We start from the raw sequence: 25240 nt of genomic DNA, 5'->3' as shown, positions 1-25240 counted from the left end.
GATTACCGTCCGGCCACACCCCTGGACGGTCAACCTATAGGGTCACTGTGATGCGACACACAGCCCTACTCGCCGGTAGAAATCAGGATACCGATGGGTAACCAATCACCTACCGGCCAGTACGGCAAATAATACCCGACAGTAATAGGGAATTGACGGGCTTTCAATTACATAAACTTCCTAGAATTCAACCAAAGTCGCTGCGCCACAGAGGTTTTCAATATTCACATAAGCGTCCAATTCATTTCCGCGGACGCCCGCAGGGAAACATGACAATGAGCAGTCAATGCGGCATTATTGACCACGGCAGAGGAAACAAGGCGGGGCTACCAGGCGGGGGCAACAAGGCGGGGCCGACGGCTCCCCACAAATCCGGCAGTCCGGAAGCCGCCGCCAGGCCGCGCAACAGTGCATCCGAGACAGCGCACATGGCCACTCCGGGCTCCAGCCCGGCCCAGAAGCAGCGACCAGAACGGTGAAAATTGAGCATGTTCAAGCGAATTGCAGTAGTCAACCGCGGTGAGGCCGCCGTCCGCCTGATCCGGGCGGTACGAGAGCTGAACGCGGAGTTCGACTACGGCATCGAGACCATCGCTCTACACACCGAGGCCGAGCGGCGCGCGATGTTCGTGCGCCAGGCCGACGACGCGGTCTGTCTTTACCCGACTGGCACGGCAAGCGCCTACCTCGACTACGACGCGCTGGCCGACGCCCTGCGCCGCGCGCGCGCCGACGCGGTCTGGGTCGGCTGGGGCTTCGTCGCCGAGGACCCGGTCTTCGCGGACCTGTGCAAGGAACTCGGCATCACGTTCATCGGCCCCAGCGGCGACGCCATGCGGCTGCTCGGGGACAAGGTGCAGGCCAAGCTCCTCGCGGAGAAGGTCGGCGTGCCAGTCGCCCCGTGGTCCGGCGGCCCCGTCGAGACCCGCGCGGACGCCCGGCGCCACGCGCAGGCCATCGGCTACCCGCTGATCATCAAGGCGCGTAGCGGCGGCGGCGGCCGCGGCATCCGCAAGGTGTTCGTCGAGGACGAGCTGGAGTTGGCCCTCGAGCGCACGCAGGGCGAGGCCGAGCGCTCCTTCGGCGACCCCGTCGTCTTCCTCGAGCGCCTCGTCACCGACGCGCGCCACGTCGAGGTGCAGATCATCGCCGACGCGCACGGCAACGTGTGGGCCCCGGGCGTGCGCGATTGCTCCATCCAGCGCCGCAACCAGAAGGTCATCGAGGAGTCCAGCTCCCCGGTGCTGTCCCAGGAGCAGGCCGACCACCTGCGCGCGGTCTCCGCGGACCTCGTGCGCGCCGCCGGCTACCAGGGCGCGGGTACCGTCGAGTACCTATACCAGCCCAGCCAGGACCTATTCACCTTCCTCGAGGTCAACACCCGCCTCCAGGTGGAGCACCCCATCACCGAGTTCACCACTGGCATCGACCTGGTGAAACTGCAGATCCACGTGGCCACCGGCCGCCCCCTGGAGGGCGACTGCCCGGCCGAGTTCGGCCACGCCGTCGAGGCCCGCCTCAACGCCGAGGACGCCGACAACGACTTCGCGCCCGCCCCCGGCACCGTGCGACTGCTGAAGTTCCCGCTGGGCTCCGGCCTGCGCGTGGACACCGGCATCGCGCAGGGCGACGTCATCCCGCCCGACTACGACTCGATGGTCGCCAAGGTGATCGCGTGGGGCCGCGACCGCTCTGAGGCCATCGCCCGCCTGCGGACCGCGCTGCGCGAGACCACCGTTGTGCTCGACGGCGGCACCACCACCAAGTCCTTCCTGCTCAACTTGCTCAACGAGCCGGAGCTGCTCGATGGCTCCGCAGACACCGGTTGGCTCGACCGGACCGGCGCGGGCACGTCCGACGGCCCGACCCCGGTCGCCGAGATCGCGCTGCTCACCGCGGCCATCGAGGTCTACGACGCCGAGGAGGCCGTCGAGCGCACCAACTTCCTTAGCTCCGCCCGCGGCGGGCGTCCCCGCGCCAGCCACAGCATCGGCCGCGCGGTCGAGCTCAGCTACCAGGGCCAGGGCTATGAGCTGACCGTCGGCCAGATCGGCCCGCGCAGCTACCGCCTCGAGGGCGACTGCGGCGAGGTGGAGATCGACATTGAGCGCCTCGGCGAGTTCGAGCGCCGCCTTGCCATCGTCGGCGGCAAGCGCCACCAGGTCGTCACCGTCGCCGGTGCCGCGCAGTACCTCGTCGAGGTCGACGGCGTCAGCCACCAGATCAGCCAGGACGAGGCCGGCGTCGTGCGCGCCCCCGCCCCGGCTGTCGTGGTCGCGGTGCCCGTCGCGGTGGGCGACGACGTGGCCGCCGGCGATGTGCTCATCGTGCTCGAGTCCATGAAGATGGAGACCGCGGTGCGCGCCCCCATCGCTGGCCGCGTGCGCGAGGTCCTGGCCGTGGTGAACTCCCAGGTGGACGCCGGGGCCCCGCTGCTGCGCGTGGACCCGGTCTCCGAAGAAAACGTCGCCGCGGCCCCCGCTAGTCCCCGTATCGAGTTCTCCACCCGCACAATCGATTCCGATGCCGATTGCTCCGGCCGCGCGCTGGCGCTGCTTGACGTGCTCGGCTCCATGGTCACCGGCTACGACGTCAGCGTCGAGCACGCCCGCACCCTCCTCACCGAATATGAGGGACTGCGCGCCAAGCTGCCCGACGATGAGCGGATCGTGGCGGCGGAGCTGACCCTGCTACGCACGTTCGCGGACCTGTGCGAGCTCTCGCGTAACCGTCCCACCGCCGCAGAGGAGGTGGGCGTCGAGAGCGTCCACAGCCCCCGCGAGCACTTCCACTCGTACCTGCTCTCCCTCGATCTCGACCGGGAGGGCCTGCCCGAGTCGTTCCGCCAGAATGTCTCTCGCGTGCTGCGCCACTATGGCGTCACCACGCTGGAGCTCGGCGAGGATGCTGCGCCGGGAGCCCGCCAGGCCCTTGAGGAGGCTGTCTACCGGGTGTTCCTGTCCCAGCAGCGCCTGGACAATCAGATCTCCGTGGTGGCCGCACTCCTGAACCGCTGGCTCTCCGACGGCACCAGCACCGACGCCGGGCAGGCCGCGCTACTGACCGAGCAGTTCGCGCCCGTGCTGGACCGGCTGATCCTCGCCACCCAGCTGCGCTACCCAGTGATCGGCGACGCCGCGCGCACCCTGCGCTACCGCCTGTTCGACCAGCCGCGCATCGACAAGTCCCGCCAGGACGCGATGGACCGCATCCGCGGCGTGCTGACCCAACTGACCGCCAACCCGACTGCGCCCGACTATGCCGAGCGCATCACCGAGATCTCCTCCACCCCAGAGCCGCTGACCGATCTGCTGGCAGGGCATGTCGCCCGCGCGTCCGCGGAGTCGGGCCCGCTGCTCGAGGTCATCACCCGGCGCTACTACGAGATCCGTGATCTCGAGAACGTGCGGAGCCTCGAACGCGGTGGACAGCACTTCGTCACCGGCGAGTACCAGCTGCGGGACGAGCACCTGGACTTGATCTCCGCGATGGGCCAGCAGCACGAGCTGGGCAAGCTCCTCACGCAGATCGAGGAGATCGCGGCGCCGATCACCGACCGCGCCAACCTCGTGCTCGACGTCTATCTCACGTGGGCGGACCCCATTGACGACGCTGACGCCGTCTCCGAGCTGATCCGTGGCGAGCTGGCTCGGCACAGTATTGGGAAGTCGTTCCGCCGCTGCACCTTCACCGTCTGCACCGAGGGCGGCACCACCCACCGGTTCACCTACCGGGTCAAGCCCGAGGGCCCCCGTGAGCAGCTGATCATCCGCGATATTCACCCGCTCACCGGGCAGCGCATGGACCTGTGGCGGCTGAAGAACTTCTTCGGCACCCGCCTGCCCGCGGCGCCGGAGACCTACCTGTTCCACCTCTCCGGCCGGGAGAACCCGTCGGACGAGCGCCTCATCGCGATGGCCCAAGTCCGCGACGACACCCCCGAGCTGAACGCCGACGGCGAGATCGTTGGGATGCCCGACCTCGAGCGCATGCTCTCCGCATGTCTCGACGGCATCCGCCGTACGCAGAACTCCGCCGAGCACAGCACCGGGTCCAGTCGCCGGCGACATGATGCCAACCGCGTCGTGCTCTATATCTGGCCCGTCGTCACCCTGTCGGCGGAGCAGATGTCCGTCATCGCGGGTGGCCTCGCCCCGCTGACCGTCGGCGCCGGCATCGAGCAGATCATCTTGATGGCCTCGATCCGCGAGAAGCCCGGCGCTGAGCCCCGCGACGTCGCCATCCGCGCCTCCTACCGCCCCGGCGCCGGCGTGGTGCTGACGGTCACCGAGCCGCCGACCGAGCCGATGCAGCCCCTCGACGAGTACACGCAGAAGATCCAGCGCTCCCGCGCCCGCGGCACCGTCTACCCGTATGAGCTGATCCCGCTGCTCACCGGCACCGAGGGCACGTTCGTCGAGCACGACCTGGACAAGACCGGCACGGTGCTGGTCCCCGTCGACCGGCCCTACGGCCAGAACAACGCCGGCATCATCGCCGGCCTGGTCACCACCCCCACCAGCCGCTACCCCGAGGGCATGACACGGGTCGCGCTGTTCGGCGATCCCCTTCGCGCCCTGGGCACCGTGGCCGAGGCCGAGTGCGCCCGCGTCGTCGCGGCGATCGCGCTCGCGGAGCGCATCGGCGCGCCCATCGAGTGGTTCACCCTGTCCTCCGGCGCCACCATCTCGATGGAGTCCGGCACCGAGAACATGGACTGGGTGTCCCGGGCTCTGCGCGCGATCATCAACTTCACGCAGGCCGGCGGCGAGATCAACATCATCGTCGCGGGCATCAACGTTGGCGCGCAACCGTATTGGAACGCCGAGGCGACCATGCTGATGCACACCAAGGGCATCCTGGTGATGACCCCGGACAGCGCGATGGTGCTCACCGGCAAACAGTCGCTGGACTACTCCGGCGGCGTCTCCGCGGAGGACAATTTCGGCATCGGCGGCTACGACCGCGTCATGGGGCCGAACGGCCAGGCGCAGTACTGGGCGCCGAACCTCGGCGCGGCCTGCGAGGTGCTGTTCGCGCACTACGCCCACGCCTACATCGCCCCCGGCGAGCGCTTCCCCCGCAAGGCTGTCACCGCCGATCCCGTCACGCGCGACGTCCGCAGCTACCCGCATGTGCACCCGGGCAGCGACTTCACGACGGTCGGCGAGATCTTCTCCGCGGAGTTCAACGCCGAGCGCAAGAAGCCCTTCGACATCCGCACCGTCATGCGCTCCGTGGTCGACCAGGACCACACCACGCTCGAGCGCTGGGCGGACATGGTCGGCGGCGACACGTCCGTGGTGCTCGACGCCCACCTGGGCGGCAACCCGATCACCATCGTCGGCATCGAGTCGCGGGCCATCCCCCGCAAGGGCTGGTTCCCGGCGGACGGGCCCGACCAGTGGACCTCCGGCACCTTGTTCCCGAGCTCCTCCTGGAAGACCGCGCGCGCGATCAACGCGGCCAGTGGCAACCGCCCCGTCGTGGTGCTGGCGAACCTGTCCGGCTTCGACGGCTCCCCGGAGTCGCTGCGGAACTTGCAGCTGCAGTACGGCGCCGAGATCGGCCGGGCCATCGTCAACTTCGACGGCCCCATCGTGTTCTGCGTCGTCTCCCGCTACCACGGCGGCGCGTTCGTCGTGTTCTCCGGAGCGTTGAACGAGAACATGGAGGTCCTCGCGATCGAGGGTTCCTTCGCCTCGGTGCTCGGCGGGGCGCCTGCGGCGGCGGTCGTCTTCACCCGCGACGTCAACAACCGCACCAAGGCGGATCCCCGGATCCGTGAGCTCGAGGCCGAGCTGGCTGCCGCCACCACCGACGCCGCCCGCTCGCGACTGCGGGTGGAGCTGGCCGACGAGGTGACCGCGGTGCGCTCGACCAAGCTCGGTGAGGTGGCGAGCGAGTTCGAGGCCATCCACAACATCGACCGCGCGAAGGAGGTCGGCTCGGTGCACACGATCGTGCCGGCCGCCGAGCTGCGCGGCCAGATCGCCGCGGCCGTCGAGCGGGGCATGGCGAAGGCCGAGGCCAAGCAGAAGTAGCTCTGCCGCTCAAACGCGACTTACGCGCGTCCACGCAGATTCCGCACTCGGAATTCCTGCGTGGGCGCGCGTAAGTCTTTCCGGGGGCGGGCCAGCTCAGCCCGCCATCGCCCCGATCTCGATGAACAGCACGCCCGCCATGATCAGCCCGATGCCGGCGATCATCTTCAGCGTCAGCGGGTCCTTGAAGATGACGCGACCGAGGACTGCGGTCAGTGCCACCCCGCCCGCGACCCAGATGCCGTAGACGACGCCGACCGTCATCCCGCGTCCGAGCACTACCGAGACCAGCGCGAGCGAGGCCAGGTAACTCGCCCCGACGGGCAGGATCCAGCGCCGCTTGGACAATCCGTCCGACGCTGTCAGGCACATCGTGCCCGTCACCTCCAGGAGGATGGCGACGATCAGCAGCAGCCAGGTGGTCATGCGGCCTCATCTCGCCCAGCCCGCTTATTGGCGGCCTCCTGGGAGCCCAGCTCCACCACGAGCACCCCCGCGATGACGAGCCCCATCCCGATGACCATGGGGATGGTGAGCGAATCGTTGAACAGCACCGCGGCGAGCAGCGCCGTCAGCGTGATGCCCCCGGCGCCCCAGATGCCGTAGGCGACGCCTACGGGCATCAGCCGCAGCACCGCGGCGAGCAAGATGAACGACGCGCAATAGCCCACGACCACCAGCGCGTACCAGGCCGGGTGGTCGATGGCACCGCGCAACGAGAGCGTCGCCGCCACCTCGAATGAGATAGTTCCGGCCAGCAACCACCACTTCACGGCTCTGAGCCACCTCCACCAGCGTCGTTACCGGCTTCCCGATGTGGTGCCGATAATCCCTGGCCAGAGTATCGCCAGCGGGACCGAGGGTGCACCCGGACCGCCGAGGCCTAACCAGCCCCCAGCCGACAGGCATAGCTTTCATCTCGACGACACACACCACGTGCTGAAACTCGCCCCGAGAATCACCGCCAGCAGGCTGCGCGTGAGCCGCCGCCGCGCGCTCGCGGCACTGAACCTCGGCATCAACGTGTGCGCACACCAGCTCGATGGAAGGATGGACCCATGACCGCTTCCCGCTCCGGCATCGACCTCACCCACCGCAACCCCGCCGTCCGGCCGCAGGATGACCTGTTCGCCCACGTCAACGGACAATGGCTGGACACGTATGAGATCCCCGCGGATCGCGCCGTCGACGGGGCGTTTCGCACGCTCTACGACCGCGCCGAGGAGGACGTCAAGACACTGATCGACGAGGCTGCCGCCGCCGCCGACGCGGCGGAGGGTTCCGAGCAGCGCAAGATCGGCGACCTGTTCCGCAGCTTCATGGACACCGCGGCCATCGCCGCCGCCGGCCTGGACCCGATCCGGGAGGACCTCGACGCGATCGCGGGTGCCGCCGACGCCGCCGAGCTCGCCGCCGTGATCGGCCACCTGCAGACCACCGGCGTGCAGGGCGCGATCGGCATGTACGTCAACACCGACCGCAAGGACTCCACCCGCTACCTCGTCTACCTCACGCAGTCCGGCCTGGGCCTGCCCGACGAGTCTTACTACCGCGAGGACTCCTACGCCGAGATCCGCGAGAGCTACGTCGCGCACATCGCCCGGATGCTCGAACTCGCCTCGATCCCCGACGCGACGGCCAAGGCAGCCGGCATCCTCGAGCTCGAGACCGCCATCGCAGCCGCGCACTGGGACGTGGTGCGCAACCGCGACGCGGACCTGACCTACAACCTCACCAGCCCCGAGGCCCTCGCCGCGGACGCGTCTGGCTTCCCGTGGCAGCAGTGGATCGGCGCGCATACCCAGGACCCGTCAAAGTTCGCGGAAGTCGTTGTGCGGCAACCGAGTTTCCTCACCGGGCTGGGCGAGCTGTGGCAGTCTCGCCAACTGGCGCAGTGGCAGGATTGGGCGGTGTGGCGGGTTCTGCGCTCGCGCGCGGCATACCTGACCGACGACCTCGTGCAGGCGGACTTCGAGTTCTACGGCAAGGCCCTCTCCGGCACCGAGGAGAATCGCGAGCGGTGGAAGCGTGGTGTGAGCGTCGTCCAGGACCTCCTCGGCGAGGCCGTCGGCAAGCTGTATGTCGAGCGGCACTTCCCCGCGGACTCCAAGGATCGCATGAAGGTCCTGGTGGACGACCTCACGGAGGCCTACCGCCGCAACATCTCCGAGTTGGAGTGGATGAGCCCGGAGACCCGCGTCAAGGCCCTGGCCAAGCTCGATAAGTTCACCCCCAAGGTCGGCTACCCCGACAAGTGGCGCGACTACTCCGGCCTCGAGATCACGCCCACCGACCTGTTGGCCAATATCCGCAACGGCAACCTTGCCGAGTACCGTCGCGAGCTCGACAAGCTGGGCGGGCCGGTGGACCGGGACGAGTGGTTCATGACCCCGCAGACCGTCAACGCCTACTACAACCCTGGCATGAACGAGATTGTGTTCCCCGCCGCAATCCTGCAGCCCCCGTTCTTCGACCCGGAGGCCGACGACGCCGCCAACTACGGCGGGATCGGTGCCGTGATCGGCCACGAGATCGGCCACGGCTTCGACGACCAGGGTGCCAAATACGACGGCGACGGCGAGCTCGTGGACTGGTGGACCGACTCGGACCGAGCTGAGTTCGGAAAGCGCACAACGGCTTTGATCGCCCAGTACGCGGCGCTGTCCCCGTCGGATCTGCCCGGCCACAAGGTCAACGGCGAGCTGACCATCGGCGAGAACATCGGCGACCTCGGCGGGCTGTCGATCGCGCTGGCCGCCTACCGCATCGCGCTCGAGAGGACCGGTGAGGAACCGCCCGTGCTCGACGGCCTCACCGGCGTGCAGCGCGTGTTCTTCGGCTGGGCACAGGTGTGGCGCACCAAGGTCCGCGAGTCCGAGGCGATCCGCCGGCTGGCCGTGGACCCGCACTCCCCGCCCGAGCTGCGCTGCAACGGCGTGATCCGCAACATCGACGAGTTCTATGAGGCCTTCGACGTCTCAGCCGACGACGCCCTGTTCATGCCCGCCGAGGAGCGCGTGCGGATCTGGTGAGCCGCGCGGGCGCCGAGCCGGCGCCCGCGTATCGCCGCCGGCCAATACGACGGGAAGCCATGCCAGACATCACGACCCCACCCTCCACCCGCACCGGCTTCGACCCCGCCGCGATGCGGGGCGGCGAGTTCTACAAGCTCATGACCGCCTCGGTGGTCCCCCGGCCGATCGCCTGGGTCTCGACGCGATCCGCGGACGGCGTGCTGAACCTCGCCCCGTACAGCTTCTTCACCGTCGCCTCGAGCAAGCCGCCGATCCTGCAGTTCAACTCGATGGGCCACAAGGACAGCTGGCGAAACACCGCGGACACCGGCGAGTTCGTCGTCAACATTGGCTCCGAGTCTCTGATCGACCAGATGAACGCCACGTCAGCGTCGTTCGACCACTCCGTGGACGAGTTCGAGGAGGTGGGCCTCACCGCCGAGCCGAGCACCGTCGTCTCGGTTCCCCGGGTGGCGCAGGCGCCCATCTCCTTTGAATGCGTGCGGCATTCGATCATCGAGATGGGGAATAGTTCGCTGATTTTCGGCAGGGTCGTCCACGTCTCGGTGCGTGACGACGTCCTCGCGCCGGACGGCCTCCCAGACTTCCGCAGGCTCGCGGCGCCGTCGCGTCTCGGGCGGTCCGACTGGGGCCTGACTCCTGAGACCGTGGCGCGGCAGCGGCCCGCGAATCCCTAATCTCCTCCTAAGCGACCGGCGGGTTGATCGCGTTAGTCGATCCCACAACCATCACGAATCACGTTGCGCTTCAATCCTGCAAGCTCCGCGCCACCGCAGGAATCTCCGGGCCAACTAGACTTACCTGATGACGCTAGGCATCAACAAAGACACCACGCTGTGCATCTCGCTGGCCGCGCGCCCGTCGAACATCGGCACTCGCTTTCACAACTTCCTGTACGCGGAGCTTGGGCTGGACTTCGTCTACAAGGCGTTCACCACGACGGATCTCGCGGGCGCGGTCGCCGGGATCCGGGCCCTCGGGATCCGCGGGGCCGGCATCTCAATGCCATTCAAGCGTGACTGCATGCCGATGCTCGACGCCCTAGACCAGTCGGCGGTCGCCATCGACGCGGTCAACACCATCGTCAACGAGGACGGCCACCTGACCGGATACAACACCGACGTGCTGGCCGTGCAGGAGCTGCTCCCCCAGCCGGACGGGCAGGCTGTGGTCGCCGGCAGCGGCGGCATGGCCTCGGCCGCGCTGGCCGCGCTGCGCGGGCGGGGATACGAGGACCTCGTGGTGCTCGCGCGCAACGCGGAGACCGGCCGCGCCCTGGCCCGCATGCACGGCTGCGATTGGATCCCCGAGCTCGGCCCGCGGCGGCCCGCACTGCTGCTCAACGCGACCCCGCAGGGCATGGCCGGCGACTCGGCGGCCCAACTGCCCTTCGACGACGACGCCATCGCCGCTGCGCACACCGTGTTCGACGTCGTCGCCATGCCGCCGCGCACCCCGCTCATCCGCCGCGCCGAGGAGCTCGGGGCCAGCACCGTCACCGGCGACAACGTGATCGCGCTGCAGGCCGCGGAACAGTTCGCGATGTACACCGGCGTGCGGCCCAGCGACGAGCAGATTTCCCGCGCCTCCGCGTACTCGCGGGAGGTCTAAGAGAGGACCCAGCTATGCCCGACAGTATTTCTCCAAAGCGTGTTCCGCCCCAGAGCCACGCCGTCACCCCTGGCTGGCTGCCCCAGTTCAACAAGCGCACGCACAACAAGCTGCAGCGGATCTGGGCGCCGTACCTGCCGCCGTGGGCGATGATCGTGCACGTCGGCCGCAAGTCCGGCCAGCGCTACGAGACGCCGGTGACTGCGCTCAGATCCGGGAGCCAACGATCCGGGTACACCATCTCGATCATCCTGCTCTACGGCTCGCGCACCGACTGGATGCGGAACCTGTTCGCAGCTGGCTCCTGCGAGTTGCGCCGCGGCGGCCACGTCTACCAGGTCACGAATCCGCGCGTCGTGACCGATCCCGCCGATCCCGCGCTGCACGGCCTGGCCCGCCAGTCCGCCAAGCGCGTCGGCGTGCTGGTGGCGGATATCGCGGAGGTCTAGGCCAGGTCCGCGAACACCGAGCGCAGCGCCGTAACCCCCGCCCGGACTGTGGGTCGGTCGTTATCGGCCCGAGACAGTGCCAGCACGTCCCGGTACAGGATGGGCGTGGTGCGCACGATCCGCACGCCCGGCGGGGTCGCCACCTGGGCCAGCCGCGGGATCAACGCCGCGGCCAGCCCGCGGTCCACGAACTCGAGGTGGGTGGCGAACTCCGCAACCTTGAAGTCGATGCGCGGGTCCACACCGTTCGCCCGGAGTGTCTGCACCAGCCAGTCGTGAAAGTCCGTGCCCTCGTTCCAGGCGGCCCACCCCAGCCCGTCGAGCTCGGCCAGCGGGATGCATTCGCGCTGGGCCAGGGGATGGTCCGCGGGCAGGGCCACGTCGGCGATGTCCCGGTGCAGCATCGTGAACACCGCGTCGGGTGGGATGTGCAGGGGCAGCGTGGACCAGCTGTCCACCACCGCCACATCCATCGCCCGCCGCATCACCTGTGGAATCAACGTCTCGGACTCGCCCTCGGCGAGCGTCACCGCCAGGTGCGGGTGCGCGGCCCGAAGCCGGGTGACGGCCTCTGGGAGCGCGGCGCGGCTGGCGGAGACGAACGCGCCCAGCCGCAGCGCCCCGACCACATCGCCGTGCAGGGCGGCCACCTCCGACTCTGCTCGCGCCAACAGCGAGATGATCTCGTGGCCGCGGCGGGCCAGCAGCCGCCCCGCGTCGGTCAACCGCACGCCCCGGCCCTCGCGCTCGATCAGCGCGGTCCCCACCTCCTTCTCCAGTTTGGCCAACTGCTGGGACACCCCTGACGGCGTCACCCCCAACGCATCCGCCACCGCGGCGATTGAGCCGTGGTCCGCCAGGGCACACAGCGCCCGCACCCTCTCGATATTCAACACATAACGAATACTACTGCTTTTTCGATACTTTTAGTTATTTGTGCTTATCTGTCTGACGCGCGAGAATAGCTCGGTGACAATCGCTGCTCCCCCCGCCCCCGTGAAGGCCGCCCCCGCGGCGTTGGATGCCCGCTGGATCGCCGCCGCTGGCGCCGCTTCCATCTCCCTGACCTCGGTGTTCACCAAACTGGCCGACACCTCGCCCGCGACCGCCGTGTTCTTCCGCTGCCTGATCGCGCTCCCCCCGCTCGCGCTGCTGATGTTGCTGGAGTTCCGCAGGCACGGCATGCCAACCCGCAGGGTCGTCGCGATCCAGGCCGTCGGCGGCGTCATGCTCGGAATCGACTTCGCGCTGTGGACGCAATCGATCTTGATGGTCGGCGCGGGCATCGCCACAATCCTCAACAGCGCCCAGGTCCTGGTGGTCCCGCTACTCGCGTGGGCCTTCTATCGCGACCGGATTCCGCTGCGGTTCGTACTGGCCGTGCCGTTGATGTTCATCGGCATCACACTCACGAGCGGCCTGGTCGGCGCGGCTCCGGCAGAGGGCGGCGGCCTCCTTGTCGGCACGCTGCTGGGTCTGGCCTCCGGCGTCGCGTACGCGGTCTACATCATCATCGTGGGCCGCACCAGCTCGCGCGAGCGCGCCAACTCGCAGGTCTTCATCTCCACCGCCGCTGCGGGCATCGCGGGCACCGCAATCGGGCTGCTCTGGGGCGCGGTCGACTTCACGCCTGGCTGGGAAGCCATCGGCTGGCTGATGGTGGTGGGCTTGTCTGGCCAGGTCCTCGGCTGGGTGCTCATCGGGGCGGCGCTGCCGAAGCTCTCCCCCTCGGTCGGCTCCTCGCTGCTCCTCCTCCAGCCTGTGCTGGCGGTCTTCTTCGCGATGGTGCTGATAGGCGAGCGCCCGAGCCCGGTGCAGCTGCTGGGCTGCGCAATCGTGGTCCTCGGGGTGTGGTTCGTGTCCCAGACCGCCGCCCCGGCGCCCGACCGCCCCGATCAGCCCGATCTGCCGGTCGAGATGGCGGAACCCCCGGCCGCTGTGCACGCCGGGGGCTCCGTCAAGGTCTAGGTCAAGGTCTAGCGGGGTCTTGGGGGCCTACTCGTTGACCCACTCGCCCCACGGCATGCTGAAGTCGGTCAGGCCGTCATGGCCGTTGATGGCTCCGCCGGTGGTGTTCACGACGACGACGGCGTCGCCACGCTTGGTGTTCTGCATGAACCACTCGCCGTCCGCGGGGCTGACGTTCAAGCAGCCGTGGCTGGTGTTGGTGTTGCCCTGCGCCCACATCGACCACGGGGCGGAGTGCAGGAAGATACCGCTATTGGACATGCGCACCGCGGTGTCGACCGTGACGCGGTAGCCCTGCGGATCGCTGAGCGGCACACCGAGGGTGGTGGAGTCCATCACGTAGTCGCGGTGCTTATCGCCCACCGTGTAGATGCCGTTGGGGGTCTCGTAGCCGGCCTTGCCCATCGACGTCGGCATGGTCTTGACGACCTCGCCATTGCGGGTGATCGTGATGGTCTTGGTGGCGTCGTCCGCGGTGGCCACGACGGCGTCACCGATCTGGAAGGTGCGCGTCGCGTCGCCGGCCTGGACGGTGACCGTCGTGTTGCCCGGCCACAGCGCCTCTGGACGCCAGCGCACCTGCGTGTCGCTAAACCAGTGGAACGCGCCCGAGAGCTCGCCGCCACCGGCGGTCACGCGCATGGCCTGCTCGGCGGCACCACGGTCCGACACGGCGCTCGGGAAGCGGATGATGATCGGCTGCGCCACGCCCACGACGTCGCCCTCGTTGGGCGTGATCGACGGGGTGCCGAAGTTCGCCGGGGCCAGTGCGCCGGAGTCCTGGCCCTGCGCGGGAACCCCAAGAACCCCTCCGACAGTGGGGCCGCCGGGGAAGACCTGCGTCTCCAGCAGAGGCGACGCGACATCGGGCTGGCCGGGCAAGTCCTGCAATCCGGGAATTCCGCTGAAGATCGGGGCGGCCTGGGCGACACCTGCGGAGCCGACGACCATGGCTGCGCCAGTGCCCAAGGCAACCGCGAGTGCCACTGCGGGCCGCATCAACCGGCCTACCGCTCCGGATTTTCCATTGGGCTTCATTGCGCTAACACCTCGGTTCGTCGTGCTCATATTCGGTTCGTTACCCTGCCGACTCTATCGGGGCCCCTCGGCGCACCACGCACCGCCACGTCGAAAACAACAGAGTTCCAGATGTGCGGGAAGTCGCCGGCGCTCACCTAACGGAACGCATGCCCCATTCCCACACTGGAACATGGACGTTGGTTTTTATTACATAGCTGCTGATCAGCGACGTAAAGATGCCGCCAGAGTGCTAGAACTAGTGCACAATTCCATAACAATGTGACCCTGAACACCTAGTTCTGTGTCATCATTCGATCAGGCCAGCCGCCAGGGCGAGCCCATCCACCAGGAGGTTGACGTGGCACAACCGGGATCGCTTCACCTGCTGAACACGCCGGGCCTCACGCCGGGTGGCGGGCCCGCCCCGATGCCCACCACCGTGCGCCGCCAACACATCCGCGGCACCAGTCTCGCCTCCCAGGCCTTGTCCCGTTCCCTCCAGTTCACGGTCCGGCCTGCCCTCTCCGTGTGGTCGCGCACGAGCCGCCTGCCCTGGCCCGTCGCGCTGATCGACAAGGCCGCCGGCGCGCTCCGCCCCATCGACGGCACCACGTACCAGCCGGTCCGGTTGCAGAACTGCAATGCCGAGTGGCTGCAAGGCCCGGGTTCCAACACCAAGCACGTCATCTTGTACCTGCACGGCGGCGCGTTCCTGTGCTGCGGCATCCGCACCCACCGACGCTTGGTCTCGAGGATCTCGGCAGTGAGCCAGTCCGCGGTGCTGATGGTCGACTACCGCATGCTGCCCGCCGCCACCGTGACCGACTCGATCGCGGACGGCGTGGACGCGTACCGCTGGCTGCTCGACAACGGCTACTCCTCCGAGCAGATCACCGTTGCAGGGGACTCCGCGGGCGGCTACCTCGCCTTCGCGGTGCCCCTGGCCATCGAGGCCGCGGGGATGCCGATGCCGGCCGCCATCGTCGCCATCTCCCCGTTGACCGAGATGGACCCCACGCACAAGATGCAGAGCAAGAACGCCAAGCGCTGCTCCATGTTCCCCAAGAATGCGGTGCCGCAGCTGACGAAGATCTCCGAGCGGCAGGACCAGACGGCGATGGCCAGCCGCGGGCAGGCCCCCCGCGTGTGCCCGGTGAACGCAGACCTGCGAAACATGCCGCCGACGCTGATCCAGGTCGGCTCGCACGAGATGCTGTTGGAGGACTCCGAGCTGATTGCCGAGCGCCTCGCCCAGGCGGGCGTGCCCTGTGAGCTGCAAATCTGGGATCGACAGCCGCACGTGTTCCCCGTGTTCGCGGACGTGATCCCCGAGGGCCAACGCGCGATCGCGGAGATTGGCCGCTTCATCCGGACCACGCACGGCTCGCTACTGACCGCTGTGAACTAGCGACGGATCCGGTCAGCGAGGCTCACCCGCCGGGTTTTGCGTCCCGTTCCGTAGCGACGACGCAGGCTCCAGCCCCCGGGCGGCGGCTCCCACTCGTCGAAATGGTCCGACTCGTCCGCATTGTATAGCGCCACCAGGACCGCGCCCACGACCGCGCCAGCGAACCCCGTGTACGCCAGCCACACCAGCCCGGGCTGGGCTGCGTCGCCCAGGAACAGCACCCCGATGAGGCCCGGCGCGGCGGTCTCGCCCACCACCAGCATCGCTGTCACGCCGTTCACGCGTCCGACCTGTAGCGCCACGGTCTGCACATAGAAGCCGACGCTGCCGGCGATCGCGATGGTCCACGCGGCAGGGTCCATCAGCAGCCGTCCCGGGTCGAAGGGGCTCACGCCGTCCAGGACGCGCACGCCCACCGCGATAACCCCGAACATAACCCCGGCCAGCGCCCCGTAGAGCAGCCCGCCACGCTCGGCCAACTGCCAGATGGCGAGCAATGCCAGACCGCTCAGCACGAGCGTCGAGACGAACAGCGCCCAGTGCAGGTCCCGGCCCTGCCCGCCGCCGCTGTGATGCGCAGACGACACCCCCAGCGCGCACAGCGAGAACACGACGGTGGCCATCGCCACCCAGTCGCGGGCGTGCAGCGTGTTGTTCAGTGCCAGGGAGCCGATCAGCGCCGTGACGATGAGGTTGGCCGAGACGATCGTCTGCGATAGGAACAGCGGCAGGATCCGGGCCGCCACCGCGCCGCCAGCGAAGCCGAGCAACAGGAATCCGGTGCCCAGCAGGAAGCGGCGATTGCGGAATGTGCCCACCGTCGAGGGCAGTGCTGGCGAGGGCACGGCGGTCAAGGGCAAGGCGTCCTGGTGATCGGCGATCGCGGCATTGCGCGCACCCATGGCCCGCAGCACCGTGGAGATGCCATAGGCGACCGCGGCACCGCTGGCGACCAGTACTCCGAGTAGGAACACGTGCGCCTCCCGTCTTCTAGCCGGTAGAATGGCTTCGCGGTTTCCGACTATTGGATTGAGGCCTCCCTGGCTAGTTCAAGCGACGCGTAAGCCCTCGTATTCCCCTGCACGGCAATGGTTTTCACGGCCGAGGCGGTGGCTGATGTCGGCCTCGCGCACGTCGACGAGGAGGCCTGATGTCCACCGAATCCGGCAAGAGAGTGCTGATCACGTTCGGCCGGTCGTTCCTGGCGCTGCAATTGGCCCGGTTGTTCCAGGCTGGCGGGCATCGGGTGTACACCGCCGACTCGCTGCATTTCCCCATCTCCCGGTTCTCGAACTCGACCGCGGACTCCTTCCTCGTCGCGCGGCCCAGCCACGAGCCCGTCGCGTGGGCGCAGGACCTGGCCCGGATCGCGCGCGAGCACCACATCGACCTGGTGGTCACCGTGCACGAGGAGACGGACATCCTGGCGGCGGCGGTGCGCCGGCACCCCGGGCTGTTCCCCGCGGAGTGCGAGCTGTTCCTCCTGGACTTCGAGCAGGTCGACCGCCTGGACAACAAGTTCGCGTTCCAGGAGATGCTGCGCTCGATGGGAGTGCCCACGCTCCCCTACGCCCTGGTCGACACCGAGGCGAAGCTGGCGGAACTGGAGATTCCCGGGCCATTCGCGTTGAAGCACTGCTACTCCCGCGGCGCCCAGGACGTGCTCAAGGTGTCCCCCGGCGAGACTCCGCGCGTGGCGTTCGACCCACAGAACCCGTGGCTCGCGCAGGGATGGGCGGAGGGCCCGAGGTACTGCACTTACTCGATCTGCCGCGACGGCCAGGTGCTGGCGCACACGCTCTACCCCGTCAACTACGCGATTGACGGCCGATCCAGTCTCTACTACGAGCATGTGGAGCACGACGGCCTCGCCGGGTGGGTCCGCGACCGCGTCAAGGCGATCAACTTCAGCGGCCAGATCGGCTTCGACTTCGTCGACACCGCGGACGGCCTGTTCGCCATCGAGTGCAATCCCCGGGCCACGAGCGGCCTGCTGCTCTTCAGCCGCGAGGACCGCGTCGATCGTGCGTTCCTGGGCGCCGTCGACCCCGGCGAGCCCGTCATCACCCCGAAGCCCGGGGTCCGGCGGATGCTCGGGCCGGGCATGCTGCTCTACGGTTGGCGCAAGTCCGCGCTGCCCGGCAACACGCTGCGCGGATTCCTCCGCGACGCCCGCGCGGCCGACGAGGTGATCACCTCGCGGTCGGACCCGCTGCCCGCCCTGGCCCTGCCGCTCGCGATGGCAGACATCCTGGGTCAGAGCATCCGGTACCGCGTCGGATTCCCCGAGGGATTCATGCACGATCACGAGTGGGACGGCGTGCCGCTGCCCGAATAGGTTGACTCAGTTCTTGACAGCCCGGTGCAGTGCCGTGATCCCGCCGGTGAGATTGCGCCACTCGACGGCGCCCCAACCCGCCTTCTCGATGCGATTTGCGAGGGCCGCCTGGTCGGGCCAGTCCCGGATGGACTCCGCCAGATAGACGTACGCGTCGGGATTGCTGGAGACGGCGGTCGCCACAGCGGGCAACGCCTTCATCAGGTACTCCATGTAGACGGTGCGGAACGGGCCGAAGACCGGGGTGGAGAACTCTGAGACCACCAGCCGCCCGCCGGGCTTGGTCACGCGTGCCATCTCGGCGAGCGCCACGTCCGTGTCCGCGACGTTGCGCAGTCCGAAGGAGATCGTCACCGCGTCGAACATCCCGTCCCCGTACGGCAGGGCCATCGCGTCGCCCGCCACCATGGGGACGCGGCGCGTGCGGCCGACCTTGAGCATGCCCTTGGAGAAGTCGGTGGCGACACACCAGGCGCCGGAGCGGCGCAGCTCCACGGTGGAGACGCCGGTGCCGGCGGCCAGGTCCAGCACACGCTCACCGGGCCGCAGGGCCAGCGCCTCACGGGTGGCGTTGCGCCAATTGCGGTCCTGCCCGAAGGACAGCACGGTGTTGGTGATGTCGTACCGCTTCGCCACGCCGTCGAACATCGACGCGACCTCACGCGGATCCTTCTCGAGGGTTGCCCTATTCACGCTTGCGACCGTACCTGCTGCGCGCGCCGCAGGAGCCATAGCGCCCCGCCAGCGATCAACCAGGTGCCCAAAATGACGGAACCCACGGGCACCAAAGCGATGCTGACGTCCCGGCCGCTGACCCGCACCAGGTCCGGGTCGGCGCGGTCGTATTCCACCTCAATCGACTGGCCTTGAACCAGTTTTGTCGGGTAGAGCACGCCCAGTGGCGGGTTGTAGGTGGCGCCGTCGGGGGTCACGAAGCTGACGGTGGAACGCAGATGTCCGGCGGATAGGACCTGCGCGTAGGCGACGCCTTTATCCGCCTCGATGGCGTGATCGTTGCGCCAGACCGCGGCCAGCAGCACCGCGGACAGCACGGTGATAGCGATGGCCAAGCCCCACACAATCCGCTTGCCCAACGCGAGCGGCTCGATGGGATGCCAGGAATCCGGCCAGGTCAGACGCAATGCGCTCATCGCAGCCCGGCTCGGATGGCAGCGTGCAGCGCGCGCAGCCCGGAGCGGTCCGTCGCTACCTCTAGGACCCGGATACCGCCGGTCGACGCGCCCAGCGCCACCGCCAACTCCGCCAGGGGCACCGGCGTGTGCGGGATGTGGTGGGCCGCGCACAACGCCGCGAGGTCCACGGCGTGCGGGGTGCCGAAGACCCGCTCGAACGCCGCACCGTGGCGGGGGTCGCCCTGTTCCAGGAGCTCGAAGATACCGCCGCCCGCGTCGTTGGCGACAACGATGGTGAGATCGCGTGGCCGAGGCTCGTCGGGCCCGAGCATCAGCCCGTTCGCGTCGTGCAGGAAGGTCAGGTCGCCCAGCAAGGCCACGGTCCGGCCGCCATGTCCCAATGCGGCGCCGATCGCGGTCGAGACGACGCCGTCGATGCCCGCCACCCCGCGGTTAGAGCGCACGAGCACACCCGCTGGCACCTCGCCGACCAGCGAGATATCGCGGACCGGGTTCGACGCGCCGAGGATCAGCTGGTCCCCCGCCCGCAGCGCGCGCAGCACCTCCCGTGCCACATGCAGGCCGGTCGGATCGGGGTGTGCGGCGAGCTGTGTGGCCATCGAGGCCTGCGCCGTGGCGTCCGCCGCTGCGCAGCTGGCCAGCCAGTCCGCGGAGGGCGCGCCGACGACCAGCGGCCGGGTGCCCGTGGCCGCGATGTTGCCGGTGACGTCCGGCCAGCGGGGTCCGGTGGTCAGCGCGATGACGTTGACGACCGGGTCCGCGAGCAGCGCCGAGACCGGCCGGTGCAGCGTGGGCCGGCCGGTGATGATCGCCTGCCGCGGCCGCACCTCGAGCAGGGCCAGGGGGTTGGTGGGGATGCCGCGCTGGCGGGCGGTGGGCTCCGCGATGGTGGGGACGCCGTCGAGCTCGGGCAGCCGGCCGGAGCCGTGGCCGGCGATGACAACTGTGTCTAGGGAGAGGTCGACCGGGACGTCCACCTCGATTTTCGCGTCGGGCACCCGGGTCCACGGTCCGCCGTCGGCGCGGCCCTCGGGCGCCGCCGCGGGTTGCGCGTCAGGAACTAGCGGCTCACGCAGCGGCACGTCGAACTGCACCGGCCCGGACAGCCCGGAGCGGGTGCCGCAGGCCTCGGCCAGGACCCGGCACACCGCGGAGCGCCACGCGCTGTGCTGCCGCTCGGGCTCGGGCTCCGCCAGGCCGAGGCCGATGGTGGCCCGCACCTGCGAGCCGAAGAGCCCGAACTGCTCGACGGTCTGATTCGCGCCCGTCCCAAGCAGTTCATAGGGCCGGTTGGCGCTGAGCACGATCAGCGGCACACGGGCGTAGTTCGCCTCGAGCACAGCCGGGCCGAGGTTGGCGACGGCGGTCCCGGAGGTCATCACCACCACCACGGGGCGGCCCGACGCGAGAGCCAGACCCACCGCGAGGAAACCGGCGCCGCGCTCGTCGATGCGCACATGCAGACGCAGCCGACTCTGCTTGTCAGCCTCGAACAGGGCGAACGAGAGCGGGGCGTTGCGGGAGCCGGGGCACAGCACGACATCCCGGACCCCGCCGCGGATCAGCTCGTCGACGATGACGGCGGCCTGGGCAGTGGACGGATTCACGGCATCCAGGGTGTCACGCCGCTCGCGCGGAATGAACTCAGACCCGCCCCTTGGCGATGTCGATCATCTGCGCCCAGTCGGTGACCTTGACGCGGGGGCGGCCGACCTCCTTGCCGCGCTCGCGCTCGACGCGGTCCAGCGCAGTCCACTCCTGGAAGCTGACGGCGTCTGGCTGCCGCTCGGCGAGGAGCGCGTTCAGCGCGTCCCGGCTCTGCACGGGGCGGGCCAGGAGCTTGTCCTTAACGTCTGCGGCAAGCAGTTTGACCATGTCGGCCGCGCACTTCTTGTTGGTGCCCAGGGTGCCGGACGGCCCGCGCCGAATCCAGCCAACGGTGTAGATACCCAGCAGCGGCTCGCCGGTAGCCGGGTCGATCACGCGGCCGTCGACGTTGGGGATGATGCCCCGCTTATCGTCGAAGGGCACGCCTGGCACGGGCACGCCGCGGTAGCCGATCGAGCGCATGACCAGGCCCGCGTCGAGAGTCTCGACCTCGCCGGTCGCGTGCGCCTGGAGGGCGCCGGCGTCGTCGACGACGAGCTCGTTGCGCGCGATGGCGATGCCCTCCACGCGGCCGTCGCCCACGAGTTCCACCGGCGAGCCGAGGAAGCTCAAGACGATGCGCTTGTGGTCCGGGTTTGGGGTGCGCGCCGCGAAATCGCGGGCCCACCGCATCTTCACCTCGAGGGGCAGCGGTGCGTCGGGCGAATCCACGAGCGCCTGGCTGTGGTCGTCGAGCTCGAGATCGCGGGGGTCGATAACAATGTCGACACCGGCGACATCTGCCAGGCCCATCAGCTCCTTGCTGGTGTACGCGGCCTGCGCCGGGCCGCGGCGACCGAGCACGACGACCTCGCGGATGTTGCTCTTGCGCAGCGCGGCGAGGGCGTGGTCCGCGATGTCGGTCTTGGCCAGCACGTCAGGATCGCTCACGAGGATCCGCGCGACGTCGAGGGCCACGTTCCCGTTGCCGACGATGACGGCCCGCTCGCCGCTGAGGTCGAACTCGTGGTCCGCGTAGTCCGGGTGGCCGTTGTACCAGGCGACGAAGTCCGTGGCGGCATGGCTGCCGGGCAGGTCCTCGCCGGGGATGTTCAGGTGCCGGTCGGTGGACGCGCCGACGGCGTAGACGATGGCGTGGTGGTGCTCGAGGAGCTCCTCGTGGCTGAGGTGCTTGCCGATCTCCACGTTCAGGTGCGCCGCGACGTTGGGCTTGCGCACCGCACTCTCGAAGGTGTCGGTGATCATGCGGGTGCCCTGATGGTCAGGCGCGACGCCGCCGCGCGCCAGGCCCCACGGGGAGGGCAGGCGGTCAAACATGTCGACCTCGACGGAGCGCCCGCCCTGGGTGACGATGTCGATGGCGGCGTAGGTGGCGGCCGGGCCGGTGCCGATGATCGCGACCCGCAGCGGGACGTCCTCCTTGGCCACGACGATCGGCGTGGGCGGGGTGAAGGAGTCCCAGTCCACGACGAGCGGGTTCTTCTCGAAGTAGTCCGCGTTGATCTGCGTGTATTTGGCGTTCTGCTCGCTGAGCTGATCATCCGGGAAGATCGCGTCCACCGGGCACGCGTCCACGCAGGCGCCGCAGTCGATACACGTGGTGGGCTCGATATAGAGCTGTTCAGTGGTGGCGTACGCCGCGTCGTCGGCCGTGGGACGGATGCAGTCGACCGGGCACACGTCGACACACGCGGTGTCGTTGCAGCATGCCTGGGTGATCACATAGGTCATTTCAATCCTCACGTTCGCTGTCTCGGCACTGCCCGGAAATCGCGCAGACACCGACCGTCAATCTATAGCGCAATACTGAAACACTCGAGTGATTCAGATCACATGCACTGTAAAACTAGAACACGTTCAACCATCATAACCTGCGCCTGGCCGTGTGGGCATAATTGGCTGATGGACACATTCACTCGCGACGGACTGCGATTCGATGTCTCGGATTCCGGTCCCGCCGCAGCCAATTCCGCCGCAGCCGATTCCGCCGCCGAGACCGTCGTGCTGCTGCACGGCTTCCCGCAGAACCGCCACTCCTTCGACCCGGTCGCAAAGCTGCTCAACGCCGCCGGGTACCGCACCCTGGCCCCGGACCAGCGCGGTTACTCCCCCGGCGCGCGCCCGCGCGGGCGGCGGCAGTACACCGCCGACAAGCTCGCCGCGGACATCGTCGCGATGCTGGACGCCGCGGGCGTCCAGCGCGCGCACATCGTGGGCCATGACTGGGGCGCGATGGTCGCCTGGACCCTCGCGCAGCGCCATCCCGGGCGAGTCCGCACCGTCACGGCGCTGTCCGTGCCCCACCCGGGCGCATTCCTGCGCGCGATGACGGGCACCCAGTCGCTCAAGAGCACCTACATGCTGTTCTTCCAGCTGCCGTGGCTGCCCGAGTTCATCCTCGGCAGGTTTGCGCGTCGCGGCATCCCAGGCCTACCGCCGGAGCTGGCCGCGACGTATACCGCGCAGCTGGAGGATCGGACGACCTGCCGCACCATGCTCAATTGGTACCGCGCCATCCCGCTGGCCAGCCCTCGCGCAACGGCGACGCCGGTGACCGTCCCCGCCATGTTGATCTGGTCCGACGGCGACCCATTTCTGGGCCGCCGCGGCGCGGAGCTGACCGCCCGGTTCGTGGACGCGCCCTACCGGCTGGAGGTCCTGCCCGGGGTGCACCACTGGATCCCCGAGCTCGCGCCGCAGCGCACCGCCGAGCTGATCCTGGAGGAGATCGCTAGCGCCGGCTGAGCGCCGCCGACGTCAGCCCCGCCCCTTGGCGATGTCGACCATTTGCTGCACGTTGGCGAACCGGACCCGTGGGCGGCCGGACTCCTTGCCTCTCGCGCGCTCGGCCCGGTCCAGGACGCTCCACTCCTTGAAATTGACCGAGTCGGGCTGGCGCTCCGAGATCAGCGCCTCCAACGCGGCCCGGTCCTTCACCGGGCGGCTGAGCAGTCTGTCCTTCACGTCCGCCGCCAGCAGGCCGACGGTGTCGTTGGCGCACTTCTTGTTGGTTCCGAGGAAGCCGGACGGCCCCCGCTTGATCCAGCCGGTGACATAGACGCCGAGCACCGGCTCGCCGGTCGCCGGGTCAATGACGCGGCCACCCTCGTTCGGGATGACGCCGCGCCTGTCGTCGAACGGCACCCCGGCCATCGCGACGCCGCGGTAGCCGATCGAGCGCATCACCAGGCCCGCCTCGATGGTCTCCGTATCGCCGGTCGCGTGCGCCTGCAGATTGCCGGCCTCATCGACGACCAGCTCAGTGCGCGCCACCGTGATGCCCTCCACGCGGCCCTCGCCCGTGATCTCCACCGGCGAGCCGAGGAACTTAAGCACGATGCGCTTGCGGTCGGGGTTCGGCGTGCGGGCGGCGAAGTCGCGGGCCCACTCCATCTTCAGCCGCAGTGGCAGCTCGATGTCCTCGGCGTCGGCCAGTGCCTGGCTGTGCGCGTCGAGCTCTAGGTCGCGGGGATCGATATAGACGTCCACATCGCGCACATCGCCTAAGCCCATCAGCTCCTTGCTGGTGTACGCAGCCTGCACCGGACCACGACGGCCGAGGATGACCACCTCCCGGATGTTGCTCTTGCGCAGCGCTGCCAGGGCATGGTCCGCGATGTCGGTCTTCGCAAGCTCATCGGGGTCCATCACGAGCATCCGCGCGACGTCGAGGGCGACATTGCCGTTGCCGACGATCACCGCCCGCTCGCCGCTGAGGTCGAACTCGTGGTCCGCGTAGTCGGGGTGGCCGTTGTACCAGGCCACGAAGTCCGTGGCGGGATGGCTGCCGGGCAGGTCCTCGCCGGGGATGCCCAGCTGCCGGTCGGTGGACGCGCCGACAGCGTAGATGACGGCGTGGTGGTGCTCCAGCAGCTCCTCGTGGCTGAGGTGCTTGCCGATCTCCACGTTCAGGTGCGCCGCCACGGCAGGCTTGCGCACCGACATCTCGAAGGTGTCGGTGATCATGCGGGTGCCCTGGTGATCCGGCGACACACCGCCGCGTGCCAGGCCCCACGGGGACGGCAGCCGGTCGAACATGTCGACCTCCATGGAGCGCCCACCCTGGGTGACGAGCTCGGTGGCCGCGTATGTCGCCGCGGGGCCGGTCCCGACGACGGCGACCCGGAGCGGGGCGTCCTCCCTGGCGACCACGATCGGAGTCGGGGGAACGTGCGAGTCGTAGTCGACGACAAGGGGGTGCAGCGTGAAATAGTCCGCGTTGATCTGCGTGTACTTCGCGTTCTGCTCGCTGAGCTCGTCCTCCGGGAAGATCGCGTCCACCGGGCACGCGTCCACACAGGCGCCGCAGTCGATGCACGTGGTCGGCTCGATGAAAAGCTGCTCGGTGATGCCGTACTCGGCATCGTCGGCAGTGGGGCGGATGCAGTCGACCGGGCACACATCGACACATGCCGTGTCGTTGCAGCACGCCTGGGTGATCACATAGGCCATGACATTCCTCGCCTTCAATGTCTCGGCGCCAGCCAATGTCGCTGGCGCAGATAGCAATATTGCAATGGGGTCGGACTCGGGACGCCAGTCCCGGTTTCTCAGCGTGGGACTAAACCAGGTTCGCCAAGGCGACCGTTGTGGACCAAGGCTGTG

The 25240-nt window shown here is 68.7% G+C and carries 19 protein-coding genes; 9 read left to right on the top strand and 10 right to left on the bottom strand.

The window, feature by feature from the left end; translation table 11 throughout:
- Nucleotides 1-488 precede the first annotated feature (488 nt).
- Nucleotides 489-6044: an ATP-binding protein gene (locus TBIF_RS13545; protein ID WP_024795336.1), complete on the top strand. Its 5556-nt coding sequence runs from the start codon at nucleotides 489-491 to the stop codon at nucleotides 6042-6044.
- Between the two features lie 96 nt (nucleotides 6045-6140).
- Here TBIF_RS13545 and TBIF_RS13540 read toward each other — a convergent pair whose 3' ends face one another.
- Together TBIF_RS13540 and TBIF_RS13535 are read right to left on the bottom strand one after the other, a co-directional pair.
- A complete protein-coding gene (locus tag TBIF_RS13540; protein ID WP_024795335.1) occupies nucleotides 6141-6470 on the bottom strand; it encodes a DMT family transporter in 330 nt (109 codons plus the stop codon).
- Nucleotides 6467-6817: a DMT family transporter gene (locus TBIF_RS13535; protein ID WP_024795334.1), complete on the bottom strand. Its 351-nt coding sequence runs from the start codon at nucleotides 6815-6817 to the stop codon at nucleotides 6467-6469. The genes TBIF_RS13540 and TBIF_RS13535 overlap by 4 nt, the downstream gene beginning before the upstream one ends.
- 285 nt (nucleotides 6818-7102) lie before the next feature.
- On the opposite strand from TBIF_RS13535, the gene TBIF_RS13530 reads away from it, so the two are divergent.
- From TBIF_RS13530 to TBIF_RS13515, 4 genes are all read left to right on the top strand, one after another.
- Nucleotides 7103-9076 (top strand): M13 family metallopeptidase, encoded by a 1974-nt coding sequence (locus TBIF_RS13530; RefSeq protein WP_024795333.1) that lies wholly within the window; start codon nucleotides 7103-7105, stop codon nucleotides 9074-9076.
- A gap of 59 nt (nucleotides 9077-9135) precedes the next feature.
- Entirely contained in the window at nucleotides 9136-9756 is a 621-nt protein-coding gene (locus TBIF_RS13525) for a flavin reductase family protein (RefSeq protein ID WP_024795332.1), read from the top strand.
- A 127-nt stretch (nucleotides 9757-9883) separates the two neighbouring features.
- A complete protein-coding gene (locus TBIF_RS13520) occupies nucleotides 9884-10690 on the top strand; it encodes a shikimate 5-dehydrogenase (RefSeq protein WP_024795331.1) in 807 nt (268 codons plus the stop codon).
- A gap of 14 nt (nucleotides 10691-10704) precedes the next feature.
- Nucleotides 10705-11139, top strand: a complete 435-nt coding sequence (locus tag TBIF_RS13515) for a nitroreductase family deazaflavin-dependent oxidoreductase (protein ID WP_024795330.1) — start codon at nucleotides 10705-10707, stop codon at nucleotides 11137-11139.
- Here the strand turns inward: TBIF_RS13515 and TBIF_RS13510 are convergent.
- Nucleotides 11136-12035 (bottom strand): LysR family transcriptional regulator, encoded by a 900-nt coding sequence (locus tag TBIF_RS13510; protein WP_024795329.1) that lies wholly within the window; start codon nucleotides 12033-12035, stop codon nucleotides 11136-11138. The genes TBIF_RS13515 and TBIF_RS13510 overlap by 4 nt on opposite strands.
- Before the next feature lie 73 nt (nucleotides 12036-12108).
- On the opposite strand from TBIF_RS13510, the gene TBIF_RS13505 reads away from it, so the two are divergent.
- Nucleotides 12109-13107, top strand: coding sequence for a DMT family transporter (locus tag TBIF_RS13505; protein WP_235174732.1), 999 nt, complete (start codon nucleotides 12109-12111; stop codon nucleotides 13105-13107).
- Between the two features lie 27 nt (nucleotides 13108-13134).
- Here TBIF_RS13505 and TBIF_RS13500 read toward each other — a convergent pair whose 3' ends face one another.
- Nucleotides 13135-14145 carry a L,D-transpeptidase gene (locus TBIF_RS13500; RefSeq protein ID WP_051461532.1) on the bottom strand — a complete coding sequence of 337 codons (1011 nt, stop codon included), beginning with the start codon at nucleotides 14143-14145 and terminating at the stop codon, nucleotides 13135-13137.
- A gap of 283 nt (nucleotides 14146-14428) precedes the next feature.
- Between TBIF_RS13500 and TBIF_RS13495 the strand changes: the two genes are divergently transcribed.
- Complete coding sequence (locus TBIF_RS13495; protein WP_024795326.1) at nucleotides 14429-15535, top strand: alpha/beta hydrolase; 1107 nt, start codon at nucleotides 14429-14431, stop codon at nucleotides 15533-15535.
- On the opposite strand, the gene TBIF_RS13490 is transcribed toward TBIF_RS13495, so the two are convergent.
- Nucleotides 15532-16509: a hypothetical protein gene (locus TBIF_RS13490; protein WP_024795325.1), complete on the bottom strand. Its 978-nt coding sequence runs from the start codon at nucleotides 16507-16509 to the stop codon at nucleotides 15532-15534. The genes TBIF_RS13495 and TBIF_RS13490 overlap by 4 nt on opposite strands.
- A gap of 176 nt (nucleotides 16510-16685) precedes the next feature.
- On the opposite strand from TBIF_RS13490, the gene TBIF_RS13485 reads away from it, so the two are divergent.
- Entirely contained in the window at nucleotides 16686-17873 is a 1188-nt protein-coding gene (locus tag TBIF_RS13485) for an ATP-grasp domain-containing protein (protein WP_024795324.1), read from the top strand.
- Nucleotides 17874-17879: 6 nt separating this feature from the next.
- On the opposite strand, the gene TBIF_RS13480 is transcribed toward TBIF_RS13485, so the two are convergent.
- From TBIF_RS13480 to TBIF_RS13465, 4 genes are read right to left on the bottom strand one after another with little or no spacing between them, the layout of a single operon-like run.
- Nucleotides 17880-18566: a demethylmenaquinone methyltransferase gene (locus TBIF_RS13480; RefSeq protein WP_200182760.1), complete on the bottom strand. Its 687-nt coding sequence runs from the start codon at nucleotides 18564-18566 to the stop codon at nucleotides 17880-17882.
- Nucleotides 18563-19024: a DUF3592 domain-containing protein gene (locus tag TBIF_RS13475; RefSeq protein ID WP_235174729.1), complete on the bottom strand. Its 462-nt coding sequence runs from the start codon at nucleotides 19022-19024 to the stop codon at nucleotides 18563-18565. Before TBIF_RS13475 ends, TBIF_RS13480 begins: the two co-directional genes overlap by 4 nt.
- The gene (menD, locus tag TBIF_RS13470; protein ID WP_024795321.1) at nucleotides 19021-20634 is read right to left on the bottom strand and encodes a 2-succinyl-5-enolpyruvyl-6-hydroxy-3-cyclohexene-1-carboxylic-acid synthase; all 1614 of its coding nucleotides are present in this window, start codon (nucleotides 20632-20634) and stop codon (nucleotides 19021-19023) included. Before menD ends, TBIF_RS13475 begins: the two co-directional genes overlap by 4 nt.
- 37 nt (nucleotides 20635-20671) lie before the next feature.
- Complete coding sequence (locus TBIF_RS13465; RefSeq protein ID WP_024795320.1) at nucleotides 20672-22366, bottom strand: 4Fe-4S binding protein; 1695 nt, start codon at nucleotides 22364-22366, stop codon at nucleotides 20672-20674.
- A gap of 171 nt (nucleotides 22367-22537) precedes the next feature.
- Between TBIF_RS13465 and TBIF_RS13460 the strand changes: the two genes are divergently transcribed.
- Nucleotides 22538-23380, top strand: a complete 843-nt coding sequence (locus tag TBIF_RS13460) for an alpha/beta fold hydrolase (RefSeq protein WP_024795319.1) — start codon at nucleotides 22538-22540, stop codon at nucleotides 23378-23380.
- A gap of 12 nt (nucleotides 23381-23392) precedes the next feature.
- Here the strand turns inward: TBIF_RS13460 and TBIF_RS13455 are convergent, their stop codons facing one another.
- Nucleotides 23393-25087 carry an FAD-dependent oxidoreductase gene (locus TBIF_RS13455; RefSeq protein WP_024795318.1) on the bottom strand — a complete coding sequence of 565 codons (1695 nt, stop codon included), beginning with the start codon at nucleotides 25085-25087 and terminating at the stop codon, nucleotides 23393-23395.
- Nucleotides 25088-25240: the final 153 nt, after the last annotated feature.

The sequence above is a fragment of the Tomitella biformata AHU 1821 genome (assembly GCF_000524475.1).
Lineage (GTDB): Bacteria > Actinomycetota > Actinomycetes > Mycobacteriales > Mycobacteriaceae > Tomitella > Tomitella biformata.
The sequence above is the reverse complement of the archived record's forward strand: the minus strand, read 5'-3'. Positions and strand labels throughout refer to the sequence as shown.

Bases quoted from the DNA above. Each gene is read 5' to 3' on its own strand.
- TBIF_RS13530 (WP_024795333.1), top strand. From the start codon at position 7,103: ATGACCGCTTCCCGCTCCGGCATCGACCTCACCCACCGCAACCCCGCC.
- TBIF_RS13525 (WP_024795332.1), top strand. From the start codon at position 9,136: ATGCCAGACATCACGACCCCACCCTCCACCCGCACCGGCTTCGACCCC.
- TBIF_RS13545 (WP_024795336.1), top strand. From the start codon at position 489: ATGTTCAAGCGAATTGCAGTAGTCAACCGCGGTGAGGCCGCCGTCCGC.
- TBIF_RS13465 (WP_024795320.1), bottom strand. From the start codon at position 22,366: ATGACCTATGTGATCACCCAGGCATGCTGCAACGACACCGCGTGTGTC.
- TBIF_RS13500 (WP_051461532.1), bottom strand. From the start codon at position 14,145: ATGAAGCCCAATGGAAAATCCGGAGCGGTAGGCCGGTTGATGCGGCCC.
- TBIF_RS13475 (WP_235174729.1), bottom strand. From the start codon at position 19,024: ATGAGCGCATTGCGTCTGACCTGGCCGGATTCCTGGCATCCCATCGAG.
- TBIF_RS13460 (WP_024795319.1), top strand. From the start codon at position 22,538: ATGGACACATTCACTCGCGACGGACTGCGATTCGATGTCTCGGATTCC.
- TBIF_RS13515 (WP_024795330.1), top strand. From the start codon at position 10,705: ATGCCCGACAGTATTTCTCCAAAGCGTGTTCCGCCCCAGAGCCACGCC.
- TBIF_RS13455 (WP_024795318.1), bottom strand. From the start codon at position 25,087: ATGGCCTATGTGATCACCCAGGCGTGCTGCAACGACACGGCATGTGTC.
- TBIF_RS13520 (WP_024795331.1), top strand. From the start codon at position 9,884: ATGACGCTAGGCATCAACAAAGACACCACGCTGTGCATCTCGCTGGCC.
- TBIF_RS13540 (WP_024795335.1), bottom strand. From the start codon at position 6,470: ATGACCACCTGGCTGCTGCTGATCGTCGCCATCCTCCTGGAGGTGACG.
- TBIF_RS13485 (WP_024795324.1), top strand. From the start codon at position 16,686: ATGTCCACCGAATCCGGCAAGAGAGTGCTGATCACGTTCGGCCGGTCG.